General features: G+C 72.6%; 12 protein-coding genes. 8 read left to right on the top strand and 4 right to left on the bottom strand.

From position 1 onward, the window contains the following. Window position 1: 1 nt before the first annotated feature. Together ABD073_RS00395 and ABD073_RS00390 are read left to right on the top strand one after the other, a co-directional pair. The gene (locus tag ABD073_RS00395; RefSeq protein WP_343871715.1) at window positions 2-1,264 is read left to right on the top strand and encodes a DUF58 domain-containing protein; all 1,263 of its coding nucleotides are present in this window, start codon (window positions 2-4) and stop codon (window positions 1,262-1,264) included. After that, window positions 1,264-3,732 (top strand): transglutaminase TgpA family protein, encoded by a 2,469-nt coding sequence (locus ABD073_RS00390; protein ID WP_343871714.1) that lies wholly within the window; start codon window positions 1,264-1,266, stop codon window positions 3,730-3,732. Before ABD073_RS00395 ends, ABD073_RS00390 begins: the two co-directional genes overlap by 1 nt. A 96-nt stretch (window positions 3,733-3,828) precedes the next feature. Here the strand turns inward: ABD073_RS00390 and ABD073_RS00385 are convergent, their stop codons facing one another. The 4 genes from ABD073_RS00385 to ABD073_RS00370 all read right to left on the bottom strand — a co-directional run bounded on the left by ABD073_RS00385 (window position 3,829) and on the right by ABD073_RS00370 (window position 10,095). Further along, window positions 3,829-4,197, bottom strand: coding sequence for a DUF3040 domain-containing protein (locus tag ABD073_RS00385; RefSeq protein WP_343871713.1), 369 nt, complete (start codon window positions 4,195-4,197; stop codon window positions 3,829-3,831). A 94-nt stretch (window positions 4,198-4,291) separates the two neighbouring features. Beyond that, window positions 4,292-5,440, bottom strand: a complete 1,149-nt coding sequence (gene dinB, locus ABD073_RS00380; protein WP_343871712.1) for a DNA polymerase IV — start codon at window positions 5,438-5,440, stop codon at window positions 4,292-4,294. Between the two features lie 260 nt (window positions 5,441-5,700). Beyond that, window positions 5,701-9,594: a DNA polymerase III subunit alpha gene (locus ABD073_RS00375; protein WP_343871711.1), complete on the bottom strand. Its 3,894-nt coding sequence runs from the start codon at window positions 9,592-9,594 to the stop codon at window positions 5,701-5,703. Window positions 9,595-9,651: 57 nt separating this feature from the next. Then, on the bottom strand, window positions 9,652-10,095 hold the full coding sequence (locus ABD073_RS00370) for a DUF6504 family protein (protein ID WP_343871778.1): 444 nt from the start codon (window positions 10,093-10,095) through the stop codon (window positions 9,652-9,654). A gap of 350 nt (window positions 10,096-10,445) precedes the next feature. Between ABD073_RS00370 and ABD073_RS00365 the strand changes: the two genes are divergently transcribed. The 6 genes from ABD073_RS00365 (at window position 10,446) to ABD073_RS00340 (ending at window position 16,065) form a co-directional block, all read left to right on the top strand. Continuing rightward, entirely contained in the window at window positions 10,446-11,342 is an 897-nt protein-coding gene (locus ABD073_RS00365) for a helix-turn-helix transcriptional regulator (RefSeq protein WP_343871710.1), read from the top strand. Between the two features lie 46 nt (window positions 11,343-11,388). Continuing rightward, window positions 11,389-12,291, top strand: coding sequence for a hypothetical protein (locus tag ABD073_RS00360; RefSeq protein ID WP_343871709.1), 903 nt, complete (start codon window positions 11,389-11,391; stop codon window positions 12,289-12,291). Next, the gene (locus tag ABD073_RS00355; protein WP_343871708.1) at window positions 12,291-13,202 is read left to right on the top strand and encodes a hypothetical protein; all 912 of its coding nucleotides are present in this window, start codon (window positions 12,291-12,293) and stop codon (window positions 13,200-13,202) included. Before ABD073_RS00360 ends, ABD073_RS00355 begins: the two co-directional genes overlap by 1 nt. Beyond that, entirely contained in the window at window positions 13,190-14,068 is an 879-nt protein-coding gene (locus tag ABD073_RS00350) for a hypothetical protein (protein WP_343871707.1), read from the top strand. The genes ABD073_RS00355 and ABD073_RS00350 overlap by 13 nt, the downstream gene beginning before the upstream one ends. 69 nt (window positions 14,069-14,137) lie before the next feature. Continuing rightward, window positions 14,138-14,737, top strand: coding sequence for a DUF4126 domain-containing protein (locus ABD073_RS00345; protein ID WP_343871706.1), 600 nt, complete (start codon window positions 14,138-14,140; stop codon window positions 14,735-14,737). Then, the gene (locus ABD073_RS00340; protein ID WP_343871705.1) at window positions 14,734-16,065 is read left to right on the top strand and encodes a hypothetical protein; all 1,332 of its coding nucleotides are present in this window, start codon (window positions 14,734-14,736) and stop codon (window positions 16,063-16,065) included. Before ABD073_RS00345 ends, ABD073_RS00340 begins: the two co-directional genes overlap by 4 nt. Window positions 16,066-16,086: the final 21 nt, after the last annotated feature.

Genomic DNA, 16,086 nt, shown 5'->3' with positions numbered 1-16,086 from the left:
CTTGATCGCCACGTCATGGCGCGTGCTCACCGGCCGCGGCCGGGCCTTCCTGTTGCTGGGCCTGCTGGGCCTGGGCGCCTCGATCGCCTTCGGCCAGCGTGACCTCGCCTGGGTCTTCGTCCTGCTGGTGCTGCTGCCGCTGGCCGCCATCATGGTGGTGGGCCGCTCGCGGCTGCACCTGGTGAGCCAGCGCACCATCGAACCGCCCCGGGTGACGCTCGGCGAGCGGATGGAGGCCAGCCTCTCGCTGACCAAGGCCGGTGCCCTCCCGGTGGGCCTGCTGCGCTTCGAGGACACCGTGCCCCGCGAGCTGGGTCGGCGCCCCCGCTTCACCATCCACACCTTCGCCGGCGACTGGACCCGCGAGCTGACCTATCCCCTGATGGGCCTGGCCCGCGGCCGCTACCGCGTCGGACCGCTGCTGGTGCGCGCCGTCGACCCCTTCGGCCTGGCCCAGATCGACCGCCAGTTCCGCGCCTCCAACGAGGTGCTGGTCACCCCCGCGGTGGAGCCGCTGGGCCAGATGGGCACCGCCAGCGGCAACAACGCCTCCGGAGAGTCCACCCCGCAGCGGATCGGCCTGGTGGGCCAGGACGACGTGCTGGTGCGCGAGTACCGCGACGGCGACGACGTGCGCCGCATCCACTGGCGCTCCACCGCCCGCAAGGGCGAGCTGATGGTGCGTCGCGAGGAGCAGGCCTGGGATCCCAGCGTCACCCTGCTGCTGGACAACCGCTCCACCAGCCATGCCGGCAGCGGCCGCACCGCCAGCTTCGAGTGGGCCGTCTCGGCCACCACCTCGATCGCCCACCACCTGATCACCAACGGCTTCCGGCTCGGCATGGTGGACGCCGACGGCGCCGTGCCCGCCGCCAGCGCCGAGGACCCCTTCGCAGCCCGGGAGGCCGTCCTGCTGGCGATGACCGACGAGGACCTCTCGCACCGCGAGACCCTGGAGTCGGCGCTGGAGACCAACAGCCAGCGCCAGGGCGAGATGCTGGTGGCCGTGCTGGGCCGGCTCACCCCCGACGACGTGACCGCCCTGGCCACCGCCCGGCGCGGCCGCACCGTCGGCCTAGCCATCGTGCTCGACGTGGACTCCTTCACCATCCGGGGCCTGCGCGCCGAGCCCGAGGTGATGGAGCTGCACCAGCAGTGCGTCAACCAGCTCGCCGAGGCCCAGTGGCGCGTCGTGCAGGTGCGCCGCGGCAGCTCGGTCTCCGAGGCCTGGGCCGAACTCGAACGACGGGGAGGGGCCTCCTGATGCGCACCACCGACCGACTCGCGATCGCCGTCGCCGCCGCGATGGTGCTGGGCAGCGCCAGCCTGACGCCGCTCACCGTCGACCGCTCCTTCTGGTGGATGGCCGCCGTGGCGATCTGCCTGCTGCAGGGCGTCTCCCTGGTGCTGCGCCGCCTCGAGCTGCCCGGCTGGCTGGTCCACCTGGTGCAGCTGCTGGTGCTGGTGGCCCTGGCCGTCGGCCTGGGCCTGTACTCGCAGCCCGCCGGGGCCCAGGGCCTGTCGGGCCTGTGGCAGCTGTGGAACTCCTCGGTGATCCACATCCGGATGGAGACCGCGCCGATGGGCTTCCAGCCCGGCGTCCGCTGGGTGATGGTGGTGCTGGTGGGCCTGGTCACGATCCTGGCCGACATGCTGGTGCTCACCCTGCTCTCCCCCGCCTGGATGCTGGCCCCGCTGCTGGCCCTCTACCTGGTGCCCGCGCTGGCCCTGGACCACGACGTGCGCTGGCCGGTCTTCATCCTGCTGGGCGCCGCCTACCTGATGGTGCTGGCCGTCGATGCGATCAACACCAATGCCTCGTGGACCCGCAACATCGCCCGTGACTCGGCGCACAAGCCGCACTCCACCTCCAGCGCCCTGCGACTGGCCGCCCTGGTGGCCGTCCCCACCCTGGCGCTGGCCCTGCTGCTCGGCTCCGTGGTGCCGCGGCTCGGCTCGCTGGACATCGAGTCCGCCCGCCCGCGTGGCAGCGGTCCGCTGCAGATGGCCGACCCGAGCATCGACCTGTCGAAGAACCTGAACCTGCCGGTGGACCGCGTCGTGCTGAGCTACAGCGGCGACCAGCCACTCTACCTGCGCACCGCCTCGCTCACCGTGATGGACGCCGATGGCTGGCACATGGCCCCGGTGAAGCTGGCCGACGGCGCCCTGCCGGTGCCGCCCGGGCTGTCCCAGCAGGGAGAGCAGGTCACCACCACGATCCAGGTCAAGGACCTGGGCGGTGAGTACCTGCCGGCCCCCTACGCCCCGCAGTCCTTCGACGCGGAGGGGCGCTGGCGCCACGACCCGCTCTCGCTGGCCATCATCTCCACCCTGGACAAGGACCGCACCGAGGCGATCCGCGACAAGACCTACACCGTCACCAGCACCCTGAACGACCCGGGCGCGGAGAACTTCACGCTGGCCCAGCCCGGCACGCCGCCGGACAACAAGGTGACCTCCCAGGTGCCGGCCGACGTGCCGAAGCCGATCCTGGACATCACCCACCAGGTGACCAAGGACGCCGGCACCCCGGTGCTCAAGGCGGCCGCCATCCAGCGCTACCTGTCCGACCCGCGCAACTTCTCCTACTCCACCACCGCCCCGCCCGGTGACGGCTTCGACGTACTGGTCAACTTCCTCACCAAGGACAAGGCCGGCTACTGCGTCCACTTCGCCTCCACCATGGCGCTGATGGCGCGCATCGAGGGGATCCCCTCCAGGGTCTCGGTGGGCTTCCTGCCGGGCGAGAAGGTGGGCGACCACTACGAGGTGAAGGCCTCGAACATGCACGCCTGGCCCGAGCTCTACTTCGAGGGCTACGGCTGGGTGCGCTTCGAGCCCACCAGCCGCGTGGCCCAGCAGCCCGAGTGGTCGCTGGTCAACGAGCAGGTGCGCCCGCTGCCCTCCGCCAGCGCCTCCGGCGGCAACCCCTCCGCGAGCGCCAGCCCCAGCCCGAGCAAGGCCAGCCCCAGCGCCTCGGCCAGCAGCGCCAGCCCGAAGCCCGCCCCGGCGACCGACGGCGGACTGCCCTGGCGCCAGATCCTGACCTGGCTCGGCGGTGCCGCCCTGGCCCTGCTGGTGCTGGGCCTGCCCGCCCTGGTGCGACTGCTGGTGCGCCGTCGCCGGCTCAACCCCGACGCCGCCGCCCCGCTGCGGGTGGCCCGCGCCTGGGGCGAGCTGCGCGACAGCCTGGTGGACCACGGCCACCGCTGGCCCCACGGCACACCGCGCGAGGTGGCCGACACGGTGGATCCGCTGTTCACCGACGAGGGCAGCGATGCCCTGGGCCGGCTCTCGCTGGCCGTCGAGCGCTCCCGCTACGCCCGCGAGATGGGCGAGGTGGGCGACGTGGCCGCCGACGTGCGCCAGCTGCGCACCGACCTGCGCACCGATGCCTCCTTCTCCGAGCGCCTGCTGGCGCTGCTGCTGCCCCGCTCGCTGTGGGCCCGGGCGGCCAAGCGGCTCACGCCGAAGCCCCGCGCCCGCGACGAGGACGAGGTGATCGAGGACGAGCAGGCCCGCCGGCAGCAGGCCACCGACCACGAGCAGTTCAGCCGGGCGGGCCAGCAGATCATCGACGCCCGCGCCGCGGCCCAGCGCGACCAGGGCCCGCGGCCCGACGACGGCAGCGCCAGCCCGCTGGCGCACGACGACGACCGCTTCGAGGCCGACGGCCCCGAAACGGACCAACCACTGGATCGTGGCGACGAGCCGGCCGACCAGGCGTGATCCCGGTGCTCCCCGCCCCGGACTGTCGACATGACGAAGGCCTCCACCCGATCGGGTGGAGGCCTTCGTCGTGCCCAGTGTCTGGAGGAGGTGGCGTCAGCGGCCGTCGTTCTGGGGACGCCAGCTGCGGTCGTCCAACCGGGTGCCGCGGCGGTTGTCCACCGGGGCGGTGCGCTGCGCCTCGGGAGGGGGGCTTCGTCGGCCGTTGAGGATGCCGGAGCCGGCCAGCACGCTGAGCAGCATCACCACGAAGCCCAGGGCGCTCACCACCGGGTGCACCTGCATGCCGCCGACCAGGCCCAGCAGGCCCACGACGAAACCCAGGCCGGCCAGGCCGACGCGGCGTCGGGCCACCGGGGTGCGGGGCCGCTCGCCGCGCAGGGTGCTGGCGAGGTTGGGGTCGTCGGCAGCGAGCGAGGCCTCGAGCTCGGCCAACAGCCTCTGCTCCTGCTCAGAAAGCGCCATGGCCATCTCCTCTGCCGGTCCGAGGCCCTCGGTGGCCGTCGGTGGGACCAGTGTAGGTCGGGCGCCGGTACGGGAAAAGACCCGGACGCAGAGTTCATCGACGCGTCAGGCTGGCCCGCTGCACCGCCGCGGGACCGAAGCGGGTGACCACCTCGTCGGCCACCAGTTCCACCTCCCGCATCCCCTTGTCCGGGGCGTCCAGCGGGAGCTGCTGGAAGGCCTCCGAGGCCTCCACCAGGCCCTCCACCCGCACCCCCACCCGACGGATCCGGGCGCGCTGCAGGTTCAGCCGCCCGAAGGTGCGCCAGGCGCAGTCGAAGACCTCGTCGGTGACATCGGTGGGCGAGGTGAGGGTGCCCGAACGGGTGATGGTGGTGAAGTCGCTGAAGCGCACCGAGATGGTCACCGTGCGTCCCAGCAGGCCGGCGCGACGCATCCGCGAGGCGGTGCGGGCGCTGAGCCGCAGCAGCTCGGTGCGCACCAGCTGGGGGTCGTCGGTGTCGCGGGCAAAGGTCTCCTGCGCCCCGATCGAGCGCTCCTGGCTGTCCGGAACCACCCGGCGCTGGTCACGACCCCAGGCGAGGTCGTGCAGCATCCCGCCCTGGTGCGCGCCGAAGGCCCGCTGCAGGGTGGCCCGCGGGGTGTGCGCCAGGTCCGCGATGGTGAACAGCCCCAGCTGGTGCAGCTTCGCGGCGGTGGCCTCCCCCACGCCCCACATCTTCTCCACCGCCAACGGGTGCAGGAAGTCCACCACCTCCGACGGGCGCACCAGCACCAGCCCGTCCGGCTTGGCCTGCTTCGAGGCCAGCTTGGCCACGAACTTGGTGGGGGCGATGCCCACCGAGCAGGCCACCTGCTGCTCGTCGGCCACCTGGGCCCGCAACCGTTCCCCGATCGCGGCCGGATCACCCAGTCGACGCACCGAGCCGGTGATGTCCAGGAAGGCCTCGTCGATGCTGGCCGCCTCCACCTGCGAGGTGATGGTCTCGAAGATCTTGAAGACCCCCTTGCTCACCAAGGAATAGGTGTCGAAGTCCGGTGGCACCGCCACCGCCTGCGGGCAGAGCCGCCGTGCCCGGGTGGAGCTCATCCCGCCCTCGATGCCGTACTTGCGGGCCTCGTAGTTGGCGCTCAGCACCACCCCGCGCTGCGCCCCGCCCACGAACATCGGGCGCCCCACCAGCTCCGGATGCCGCGCCAGCTCCACCGCCGCATAGAAGGCGTCCATGTCCACGTGCAGCACGATGCGGTCTTGATGCCCAGGGGGAGCGATCCCCCTGGAACCCCCTGCGCTCCGCGCGGCACCCGATGGCGCTCCTGCGTCGCGCCGTGCCGACTGCGCTCCGCCCTGCCCAGGGGGAGCGATCCCCCTGTCTGCGGAGCGACTCTGGAGCGGAGCCGACAAACCTGTCCCTGCGCTCCGCGCGGCACCCGATGGCGCTCCTGCGTCGCGCCGTGCCGACTGCGCTCCACCATCCACCTGACCCACCGAGCCCCCGGCGCTCATCGGCCCGAGCTTCCGGGCGAGGAGTGCCACAGCTTGCGGGGCGCCTGGCCGGCGGGCAGGCCGGCCGGCTGCACGTCGGCATAGGGCGACTGGGCGAAGCCGCTGGCGTGCACCAGCACCCGGCGCCGGCCCATCCCGCCGGCACGGCTCTTCTCCTGTCCCTCGGCCTGCGGGCGCTGCTCGCCCAGCCGGGCCGGGGCCAGCGGCTCCCCCACCATCGCGAAGCCCTCGGGCACCTCGTCCATCACGGCCAGCACCGCCGCCAGCGCCTCGCGACGGCTGGCACCAGCGGCCAGCGCCTCGCTCCACAGTCCGTGCAGCACCTGCAGGTCCCAGGCGCCGGTGGCCCGCAGCGAGACCCCCCGCGGACCGGTGCGGCGCAGCTCGCCGCGCACCACCAGCAGCCAGGAGTTGAAGACCGTGTTGGCATAGGGGCCCTGCACGTCCTCGAAGAAGGTGGCGTCCACCGGGCCGGTGGCGTCGTCGACGGTCAGGAAGACCACCCGTCGCCCGCTGCGCACCGGTGGCGTCTGGGTGGCCACCTTCACCCCGGCCACCAGCAGGTCCGCCTGCTGGCGATGGCGCAGCAGCTCGGTGGAGGGCGTGGTGCCCAGCTCGTCGAGCAGCTCGCGGTAGAAGTCGACGACGTGCTGGCTGGCATCCATGCCCAGGATCTCCAGCTCGGCGGCCAGCCGCTGGCTGGTGCTCATCTCCGGCAGGCCGGTGGCCACCACGTCGGTGGGCACCCGCAGCTGCGGCGGCAGCTCCTCCTGCAGCTGCAGCTGCTCCTGGTCGGGCTCGTCCAGCGGCAGCGCCAGCTGCACCCCGGCCATCCCCCGCTCCGCAGCCCGGCCCGGCACCACCTCCCCCCTGGCCTGGCGTCGGGCCAGGTCACGCGGGTCGTCACCGGCCACCGCCGCCGGTCGACTGCGTCGCAGCCCACGGGCCCGGCTGGCGGCCCGGGCATCGGCCATCGCGGTGCGCCGCAGGTCGGCCAGCGCCAGCAGCAGGTCACGACGGGTGAGCCGCCCCCGGCGCAGCACGGCGCTGGGCCGGCCCACCCCGTACATCCGGTCGAAGCCCCCGGCCAGCACCAGGTTCTCCACCAGCGAGGCCTGCACCTGCGCCCGGGCCCAGAAGTCGCTCAGGCTGGTGTAGGGCTGGCCCGCCACGATCCGCGCCAGCTCCACCTCGCTGATGCCCTTCACGTCGGCCAGCGAGAGCCGGATCCCCCAGGCGCTGGCGTCGGGCAGCCCGTCCGGGGGCCGGAAGCCATCGGGCCCGGGATCATCCGGGAACAGCTCCTCGCCTTCCGCCTGGTCCCCGGGCTCATCCAGGTCTGCCAGCCGCTCCACGTGGTAGGCGCCGGTGGAGGCGTTCACGTCCACCCCCAGTACCCGGATCCCCATCCGCCGTGCCTCCTCCAGCACCAGCCGCTTGGGGTACATGCCCGGGTCATGGGTGAGCACACCGGCCAGGAAGTGGGCCGGGTGGTGCCGCTTCAGCCAGGCCGACTGGTAGGTGGGCAGCGCGAAGGCCGCGGCGTGCGCCTTGCAGAAGCCGAAGCTGGCGAAGGACTCCAGCACCTGCCAGATGCGCTGCACCACCTCCGGCTCGATCCCGCGGGCCAGGGCCAGCGGGCCGAACCACTCCTTGACGTCCAGCTGGCCGGCCGGGTCGCCCAGCGCCCGCCGGGCCTCGTCGGCCTGCGCCAGGGTGCAGCCGGTCGTGGCGGCGATGATCTTGATCACCTGCTCGTGGAAGACCACCACCCCGCCGGTCTCGGCCAGCGCCGGCTCCAGGCAGGGGTGCAGGTAGCGCGGCGGTGACCAGCCCTGCCGGGTGTTCAGGAAGGGGACCACCATGTCCGACTTCACCGGCCCGGGGCGGAAGAGCGAGATGTCGATGATGATGTCGTTGAAGGTGGTGGGGCCGAACTTGCCCACCAGCTCGCGCTGGCCGGGCGACTCGATCTGGAAGCAGCCCAGGGTCTGGGCGTGGCCGATCATGTCGTAGGTCTCCGGGTCGTCGAAGGGGGCCAGTGCGTCGATGTCGGGCGCGCTGCCCTCGGTGCGCTCGATCTCGGCCAGCGCGTGCGCCATCGAGGACTGCATCCGGATGCCCAGCACGTCCAGCTTCAGCAGGCCCAGGTCCTCCACGTCGTCCTTGTCGAACTGGCTCATCGGGAAACCGCCGAAGCTGGCCTCCAGCGGGGTGCGGTCGCCCAGCGTGGAATCACTCAGCAGCACCCCGCAGGGATGCAGGGCGACGTGGCGGGGCAGGCCGTCGAGCTGTTCCACCAGCTCGAAGAGCACCTCCAGACGACGCTCCGCCAGGCCGGCGGCGCGCAGCTCGGGCAGGTCACGCAAGGCCTTGCGGGCGTCGCGGGCCCGGATGTGCGGGAAGGCCTTGGCGATGGCATCGGCCTCCGCCGGCGGCAGGCTCAGCGCGGCCGCCACGTCGCGCACCGCATGGCGCACCCGGTAGGTCTCCAGCATCGCCACGCAGGCCACCCGCCGGCCACCGAAGACCTCCAGGATGCGCTCGTAGATCTCGGTACGACGGGCGCTCTCCACGTCCAGGTCGATGTCCGGCAGCGCCTGGCGCAGCGGCGACAGGAAACGCTCCATCACCAGCCCGTAGGCCATCGGGTCCACCCCGGAGATGCCCAGCAGGTAGTTGACCAGGCTGCCGGCGCCCGAGCCGCGCGCCGCGCAGCGGATGCCCATCGAACCGATCAGCTCCACCACGTCGGCCACGGTGAGGAAGTAGGAGGCGAAGCCCAGCGTGGCGATCACGTCCAGCTCCTCGTCGAGGCGCTGCAGCACGGCCTGCGAGCCGGCGCCGTAGCGGGCCGCGATGCCGGCCTCGCAGCGCTGCCGCAGCACCGCCATCGCCTGCTCGGTGGTGGTGCCCAGGGTCTCGAACTCGGGCAGGTGGATCTCGCCCAGGCCGATGTCGGCGCGCGGATCCAGCCGGGAGCGCACCGCGGTGGTACGGGTGTCGGCCAGCAGCCACTCGGCACCGCGCTCGTCGCGCCCGGCCAGCCGGGCCACCTCCTGGGCCACCTGCAACATCTGCTTGCCCGTCTTCAGGTGGGCCTCGGCATTGCGCCGGTCCACATTGCGCGCGTCCAGCGGCACCAGCCGGCGGGCGGCGTCCAGCACGTCCACCGTGGTGGCCTGGCGACGCTCCACCATCCGCACCTGGTTGGTCAGGATGCCGGTGAGGCGGTGCTCGTCGGCGATGGCCAGCATGCCGCCCGCCTGCCGGGCGCTCCCCACCCCGCTGCCGGCCACCTGGTGGTTGGTCACCGCCACCACCAGCTGGGAGGGGTCCACCAGGTCCAGCCAGCGGCGCAGCTCCCGGGTGGCCTCCCGACGCCGGCCGCGGGCCACCTCCAGGCCGAACTGGGAGTCGGCCCCCAGCACCACCAGCAGGTCCCCCGCCTGGGCGTGTGAGGCCACCAGCTCGGGCGTGCTCACCGGCCGGCCCCGCTCGCCGGCCAGATGGGTGGCGGTGGTCAGCCGGCACAGGCTGCCCCAGCCGGAGCGCGAGGTGGCCATGGCCACCACGCGCGGCAGCCGGGGATCGCGCAACGTGCCGCCCCGGGCGGCGCTGCGCCGTGGGGCGGCGGGGGCATGGGCCGGGTGCTGCGGGTCGTCGACGCTGAACGGGACGGCGAGGTCCACCCCCACCACCGGGGCCACGCCGGTGCGCAGGCAGGCCTTGGCGAAGCGGACCGCGCCGTAGAGCCCGTCGCGGTCGGTCAGGGCCAGGGTGTCCATGTCCTGGGCGGCGGCGGCGTTGACCAGTTCCTCGGGATGGGAGGCGCCGTACTGCAGCGAGTGGCCCGAGGCCACCCGCAGGTGCACGAAGGGATCAGCCATGACGGCCTCCCGGGACCGGGCAGGACCCGAGGCCGGGGCGCAGCATCCGGACGGACATCAGTCCATCACCGTCCGCAGCCGCCAGCCGTCACTGCCCAGCACGTGCACCAGCTCGTAGACCCCGCGGCTGAACATCCGGCCGCAGGCCGCCTCCACCCGCCAGACCTCCTGCTCGCAGAGCAGGTCGTCGTCGGCCAGGGCAGCCGTCGCGGCGTGGCCCGGCTCCGGTGCGGTCACCGCACCCTCGTGCGGCGAGAAGGCCTCCTGCGGCGCGGGCTCCCAGTCGCCGCGGGCGGCACGCACCCCCGGTGAGTCCCACCAGGCACCGGACTCCACCCAGCGCGCCTGCACCTGCAGCACCCGCCACAGGCGGTCACGCCACAGGAACTGGCTGGGCCCCTCGGCCAGCTGCGGGTCGACGGCCGGCTCCAGACCGGCGATGCCCTCGCCGATGCGGCCCTGGCGGACCTCGATCACCTCGTCATGCCTGCGCACAAGCATCCCTTTCGGCCACACCCCGTCACGGATCTCGACCCCGGGACGCAGCGGCATGCCGGCTGCGCCTGGCAGACCCGGCACGGACGGGGGTCGAGGTCGTCCGCGCCGGGCGTGCCCGGATGCCCTCACGGATGCGTCTGCGAACCTTCCCCAGCGCGCGCGGAGGCCCTGCGCAAGACCTCCAATCGAACATCCGTTCGAGCAAGGACAACTATAGACAGGCCTGCCGACAAAACGTCAATGGGAGGACAGATCCCCTTGCAGGACGGCAGATCACCGGCGTCAGGTGTGGATTTACTGTCCGAGGGCGAGCCTCGACGACCACATCCTCACGGGTGGGTGACAATGGGTCCATGCCGAGCCCCGACCACCGCTCCAGCAGCACCGGACAGCCTGACTTCCCCGATGTGCTGTCCAAGGCGATCGCACGCCGCAACCTCACCCTGGACCGGCTCAGCCAGCGGTTGCGTGCCGCAGGCACCCCGGTCTCCATCGCCACGCTGAGCTACTGGCAGACCGGCCGCTCGCTGCCCACCCGCAACCGCTCGCTCAAGGCCATCGCCGAACTGGAGAAGATCCTGCGGGTCCCGGTGGGTCACCTCACCAGCGCACTGCCCGGCGACGCCATCAGCCGCTGGGAACCGGTCACCCGGCTGCCGCGCGACGAGCAGATCGACGGCATCCTGCGCGAGATGGGCATCGATCCACGTCGCCCCTACACCACCCTGACCGTGCAGGACAGCCTGCACGTGGACCGAGCCAACCATGTCCAGACCGAGACCACCCGCCAGTTGATCCGCGCCGAGGTGGACGGCCTGGACCGCTTCGGCCTGGCCTTCCAGCAGTCCAGCCCGGAGGACGTCCCGCCCTCCATCCAGGCCGGTGTGGGCTGCAGTCTGGGTCGTGTGGTGCAGTTCGAGGAGGACGGCCTGGTGGTGGGCGAGATCCTGCTGCCCCGACCGCTGCGCCATGGCGAGCTGGCGATGATGGACTACGAGATCAGCTGGGACACCGCCGACGACTTCGACCCCGGCTTCGCCCGGGAACTGCGCAGCCCGGTGCGTTACCAGGTGATGGACCTGCACTTCGACAACGGCCTGCCCCGTGAGGTGAACTACTGGATGTCGCCGCGGCGTGACGTCTCCGGCAACGGGGCCCCGATGAACCAACAGCTGGCGGTCTCCTGCTACGTCCAGATGGTGCTCACCGATCCCGCACCGGGCAGCCACGGCATGGGGTGGACCTGGTGACCCGCCGCCCAGCCCCCGCCGCCCCCGAGCACCCCAGGACCCGACCATGACCCAGCACGCGCCCAACGAGTTCGCCCAGGTCCTGACCCGGGCGGTGCAGCACCGCAACCTCACCCTGGAGCGGCTCAGCAGCCGGCTCAAGGCCCAGGGCACGCCGGTCTCGATCGCCACGCTGAGCTACTGGCAGAGCGGGCGCTCCTTGCCCACCCGGGCCCGCTCCCTCAAGGCCCTCGAGCACCTGGAGACCATCCTCGAGGTGCGCCCCGGCCACCTGGTCAGCGCTCTCCCCGGTGACAGCTTCCGGCGCTGGGACCCCAAGGGGGTGCTGCCGCTGCAGGAGAAGGTGCAGCTCATCCTCGACGACATGGGCCTGGACCTGAACCGGCACATGCGCACCCTGCAGCTGCACGACAGCCTCCACCTCAACGCGGACCGCACCCTGCAGGTGCAGACCTCGCGCCACCTGGTGCGTGCCGAGGACGACGAGCTGGTACACGTCCCGGCCGTCTTCTCGCAGTTTGACCCCGACGACGGTACCCCGCTGCTCAGCTCCGGGCATGGCTGCGTCATCGGTCAGATGAAGGTGGTCGAGGAGGACCAGCTGGTGGCCGGTGAGCTGGTCTTCCCCCGGTCACTGAATCGGGGAGACCTGCACCTGTACGAGTACCAGGTGCTGTGGCAGTACGACAGGCCAGGCGACAGCGCTGCCCGATCGCTGCCAGCCGCTGCGGAATTCCTGGTGCTGGACGCCCGCTTCGACGGCGAGCCCCCGGCCCAGGCGGCCTATTTCTACGCTCCTTGCCAGAACACCCCCCGCGAGGAGTGGGTTCGTCGCGAGCTGGAGCCCAGTCCCCACCTCCAGGTTGCTCTCGCCGATGCCCCCGCCGGGCTGCACCATCTCACCTGGCGGATGGCCGGACAGCCTCCGACCAGGGCGGAGGACCTGTAGTGGGCACCCCTCCCGCCCCCGACCCGAGCAAGCCCGAGGACTTCGCCAGCATCTTCTCCGAGGCAGTGGCCCGCCAGGACCTCACCCTGACCCGGCTGCAGGCCCGGCTGCAGGCCGCCGGGACACCGGTCTCCTCGGCGACTCTGAGCTACTGGCAGACCGGCCGCTCGCTGCCCACCCGGGCCCGTTCCCGCAAGGCCCTGCTGGAGCTCGAGAAGATCCTGCAGCTGCCCCCGGGACGGCTGATCGGCGCCCTGCCCGGCGATGCCTTCACCCGCTGGGACCCGCACAGCGTGATGCCGGACGACGAGACCGTCACCCAGGCGTTGGCTTCGATGGGCCTGGACCTGGAGCGGCGCTTCACCGGGGTGATCAGCCTCGACGAGGTGGTCATCGCACCGAACCGCGCCGAGAGGAGCGTCCTGTTGCAGCGGCTGCTGCGCAGCGAGGAGGATGGCTGGAGCCGCTTCCCGATCGTCTCGCGACAGGACACCGAACTGGCGCAGGCACCCTCGGTCCAGGCACTCACCGGCTGTCTGCTGGGCCAGGTGGTGCAGGTGCCCAGCGCCCGGCTGGTGGTGGCCGAGATGCTGCTGCCACGCAAACTGCGACGTGGCGCCCAGCAGTTCGTCTCCTACCGGATCGACTCGACGCCAAGCCAGGAGACCCAACCCTTCTTCGAGCGCTCGTTGCCCAATCTGCACCGCACCCAGGTTGCCACCATCATCTTCGAGGGCGAGCCGCCGCGACGCGCCACCCGCTACCTTCGCACCAGCCAGGATGACCCGCGCGGCACGATCAGGGAGCACGGACCGTTGCCCGGCAGCCCGGTGCCGGTGGACGGCAAGCAGGTGCAGGTGGTGCTCAGCGACGCCGTCACCGGTATCCACGGGGTGGCATGGCAGTGGTAGACAGCGATCCCTCAAGCGTCCCGAACCTGTTCGCCGAACGGCTCAGCCTGGCGATCGCCGAGCGTGGCCTGTCCCTGCACCGGATCCGGGCGCACCTGCAGGCCCTCGGCCTGGATGTCTCCGTCGCCACGTTGAGCTACTGGGCCTCCGGCCGCTCCCGGCCCACCCGCGGTCGCTCTCTCGACATGGTGCACAGCCTGGAGCGGGTGCTGCAGGTGGAGCCTGGCCACCTGGCCGAGGCGCTGGGCTCGCAGCCCTCCCCCGTGCTGGAGCGGCTGGTGCCCGACGCCGGGGCACTGGCCCAGGTGCTGCGCGACATGGGCCTGAACTATCCCGGCCAGCACCGGCGGATGCTGGTGCACGACACGAACCTGCTGGACGCCAGCGGGCAGGAGCGCCACTGCTCCACCCGCCAGGTGATCCGCGCCGAGGTGGACGGGGTGGACCGCTGGGGCATCGTGGTGCGTCCCGAGGACGGCCAGGCGGCCGAGGTGGAGGCGCTCGCCACACTGCGGCTGGGCGAGACCGTCCCGGTGCCGGGCAGCTCGATCCTGGTGGTGGAGGCCCTGCTGCCCCGGCCGCTGCATCGCGGCGAGACGGTCTTCACCGAACACCGCACCCACTACCTGGGCGATGCCGCCGAGCCGTGCACCCGCTTCGGACGGCTGGTGGGCGGATCGGTGGACATGCTGGTGCTGGAGGCGCGCTTCGAGAGCAGGATGCCCCGCCACGTCGAGCGGTGCTTCCTGGACCCCGACGGCCAGAGCTTGCCCGTGGTGCAGTCTGTGATGGTCTCCCAGTACCACCTCCACGTCGTGGTGCCCACGGCCAGCCCCGGCACCCACACCCTGGACTGGACCTGGTGAGCCGGACCTGCCCCGCTGGGGCGGCGAGGGTGTCCGGGCGGACGGCGCGACTGACCTAGTCTGGACGCCATGGAGTTGCTTCCCCTCACCTTCGCCTCCGGATGGGCCTGTGGCATCAACGCCTATGCGACGGTCTTCGTGCTGGGGCTGCTGGGCCGCTTCGCGGACCTGGCACAGGTGCCGGCCGGTTTCCAGCGCACCGACGTGCTCGCGGTGGCCGGGGTGCTGGCCGCACTGGAGCTGGTGGCCGACAAGATCCCGATGGTGGACTCCGCCTGGGACACCGTCTCCACCCTGATCCGCCCGATCGCGGGCGCTGTGATCGCCGCCCTGGTGGCCGGTTCCACCGACTCGCTCACCACGCTGGCCCTGGCGGCGGTGGGCGGCACCACCGCCCTGCTGAGCCACCTGTCGAAGACCGGCCTGCGGATGGCCATCAACACCTCCCCCGAGCCGGTGAGCAATGTCACCGCCTCGGTGGCCAATGACGTCAGCCTGGTCACCGTGCTGGCGATCGCCGCCGCCCACCCCACCGCAGCCGCCGTGATCGCCGGCCTGCTGCTGCTGGTGGGCCTGGTGCTGTGCGCCGTGGTCTACCACCAGGTGCGTCGCGGCCTGCGCCGCGTCACCTCACGGCTGCGTCGCGGACAGCAGGAGCCGGGCCTGTGAGCGAGACCTACCTGCCCGGACGCGTCCGGGTGCACGGCGCCAGCCTGGCCGGAATGGCCGCCGCCGCCCGGCTGGCGAAGGCCGGCCACGAGGTGGTGCTCGATGCCGCCGGGCTGCCCGACGGCGGCCACTGGGCAGCGCGCAGCCACCTGGGCGTGGCGGTGGACGAGCTGCCGCAGACCTTCCTGCTGCCGGCCGCCTGGCGCGACCTGTTCAAGAAGTCCGGCCGGGCGCTGGACGCCGAGCTGGCCCGTCACCGGCTCGACCTGGTGGCCGCCCCCGACCAGCTGCACCGCTTCGCCGACGGTCGCGAGCTGAGCCTGCCCACCGAACGCGGGGGGCAGTTCCATGCCGTCGCCCTGGCCTTCGGGTCGGAGGCGGCCACGCGCTGGACCGCCCTGCTGGACGAACTGGACGAGCTGTGGCAGCACCTGCGGATGGCCGGGCTGGAGCGCCCGGTGGGCCCTGACACCTTCGACCGCACCACCCGGGCCCAGCTGATGGCCGAGCGCAGCGTCGACGAGCTGGCCGACCGCGCCGGCGACCCCCACCTGGCCTGCATCGTGCGCAGCCAGGCGGCGCTGGGCGGTGCCGCGCCGGGCCGCAACCCGGCCCTGCTGGCCGTGCGCCTGGCGGTGCTGCGGCGCTTCGGCTCCTGGCAGCTGGTGGACCTCTCCGCCGAGCAGCCGGCCCCGGTGCGGGCCTCTAGACTGCTGGAGCTGCTCAGCGAGCGGCTGACGCTGCGCGGCGTCGAGCGGGTGGGCCAGCCCACCCCGCTGCTGGGCACCGGGACACCGGACCTGAGCCGACTGGGCGGCAGCGGACCGGCCGAGGCCGACGCCGAGCTGGAGGCGCTGCCCGTGCTGCCGGAGGGCTTCCTGGGCCGGCGGCTGGGCCGGCCGGCGCTGGCCCCCACCGTCGCCCACCGGATCGTGGAGGAGGCGACAGCCACGCCCGGCATCGTCGAGGTGGTGGACCACACCGCCGGCACCCCCGTGGTCACCTGGCGCCGCCCACTGGGCGACGGCCGGGTGGTGGAGACCGTGCACGACCACAACCGGCCCCGCCCCGACCTGGCCTGGGGCCTGGCGCCGAACAGCTGGCGGGCCTGGCAGCAGCGTCCCCGGTTGGGCGGCGAGGGCCACTGGCACGCCTCGGCGGCCAGCCATGCCGGCGGCGAGCCCTGGGCCGAGCTGCTCAGCGGCGCACTGGCGGTCTACGAGATCCACGAGTACCTCACCGACACCGACATCCGCCCCACCAACAAGAACCCTCCCCAGCTGCCGCGTCGGCGCCGTCCCACCGCTGCCGCCCGGGTCGCGGGCTGAACCCGGGCTGATCATCGCCCC

Source organism: Luteococcus peritonei, assembly GCF_039526385.1.
Taxonomy (GTDB): Bacteria; Actinomycetota; Actinomycetes; order Propionibacteriales; family Propionibacteriaceae; genus Luteococcus; species Luteococcus peritonei.
The sequence above is the reverse complement of the archived record's forward strand: the minus strand, read 5'-3'. Positions and strand labels throughout refer to the sequence as shown.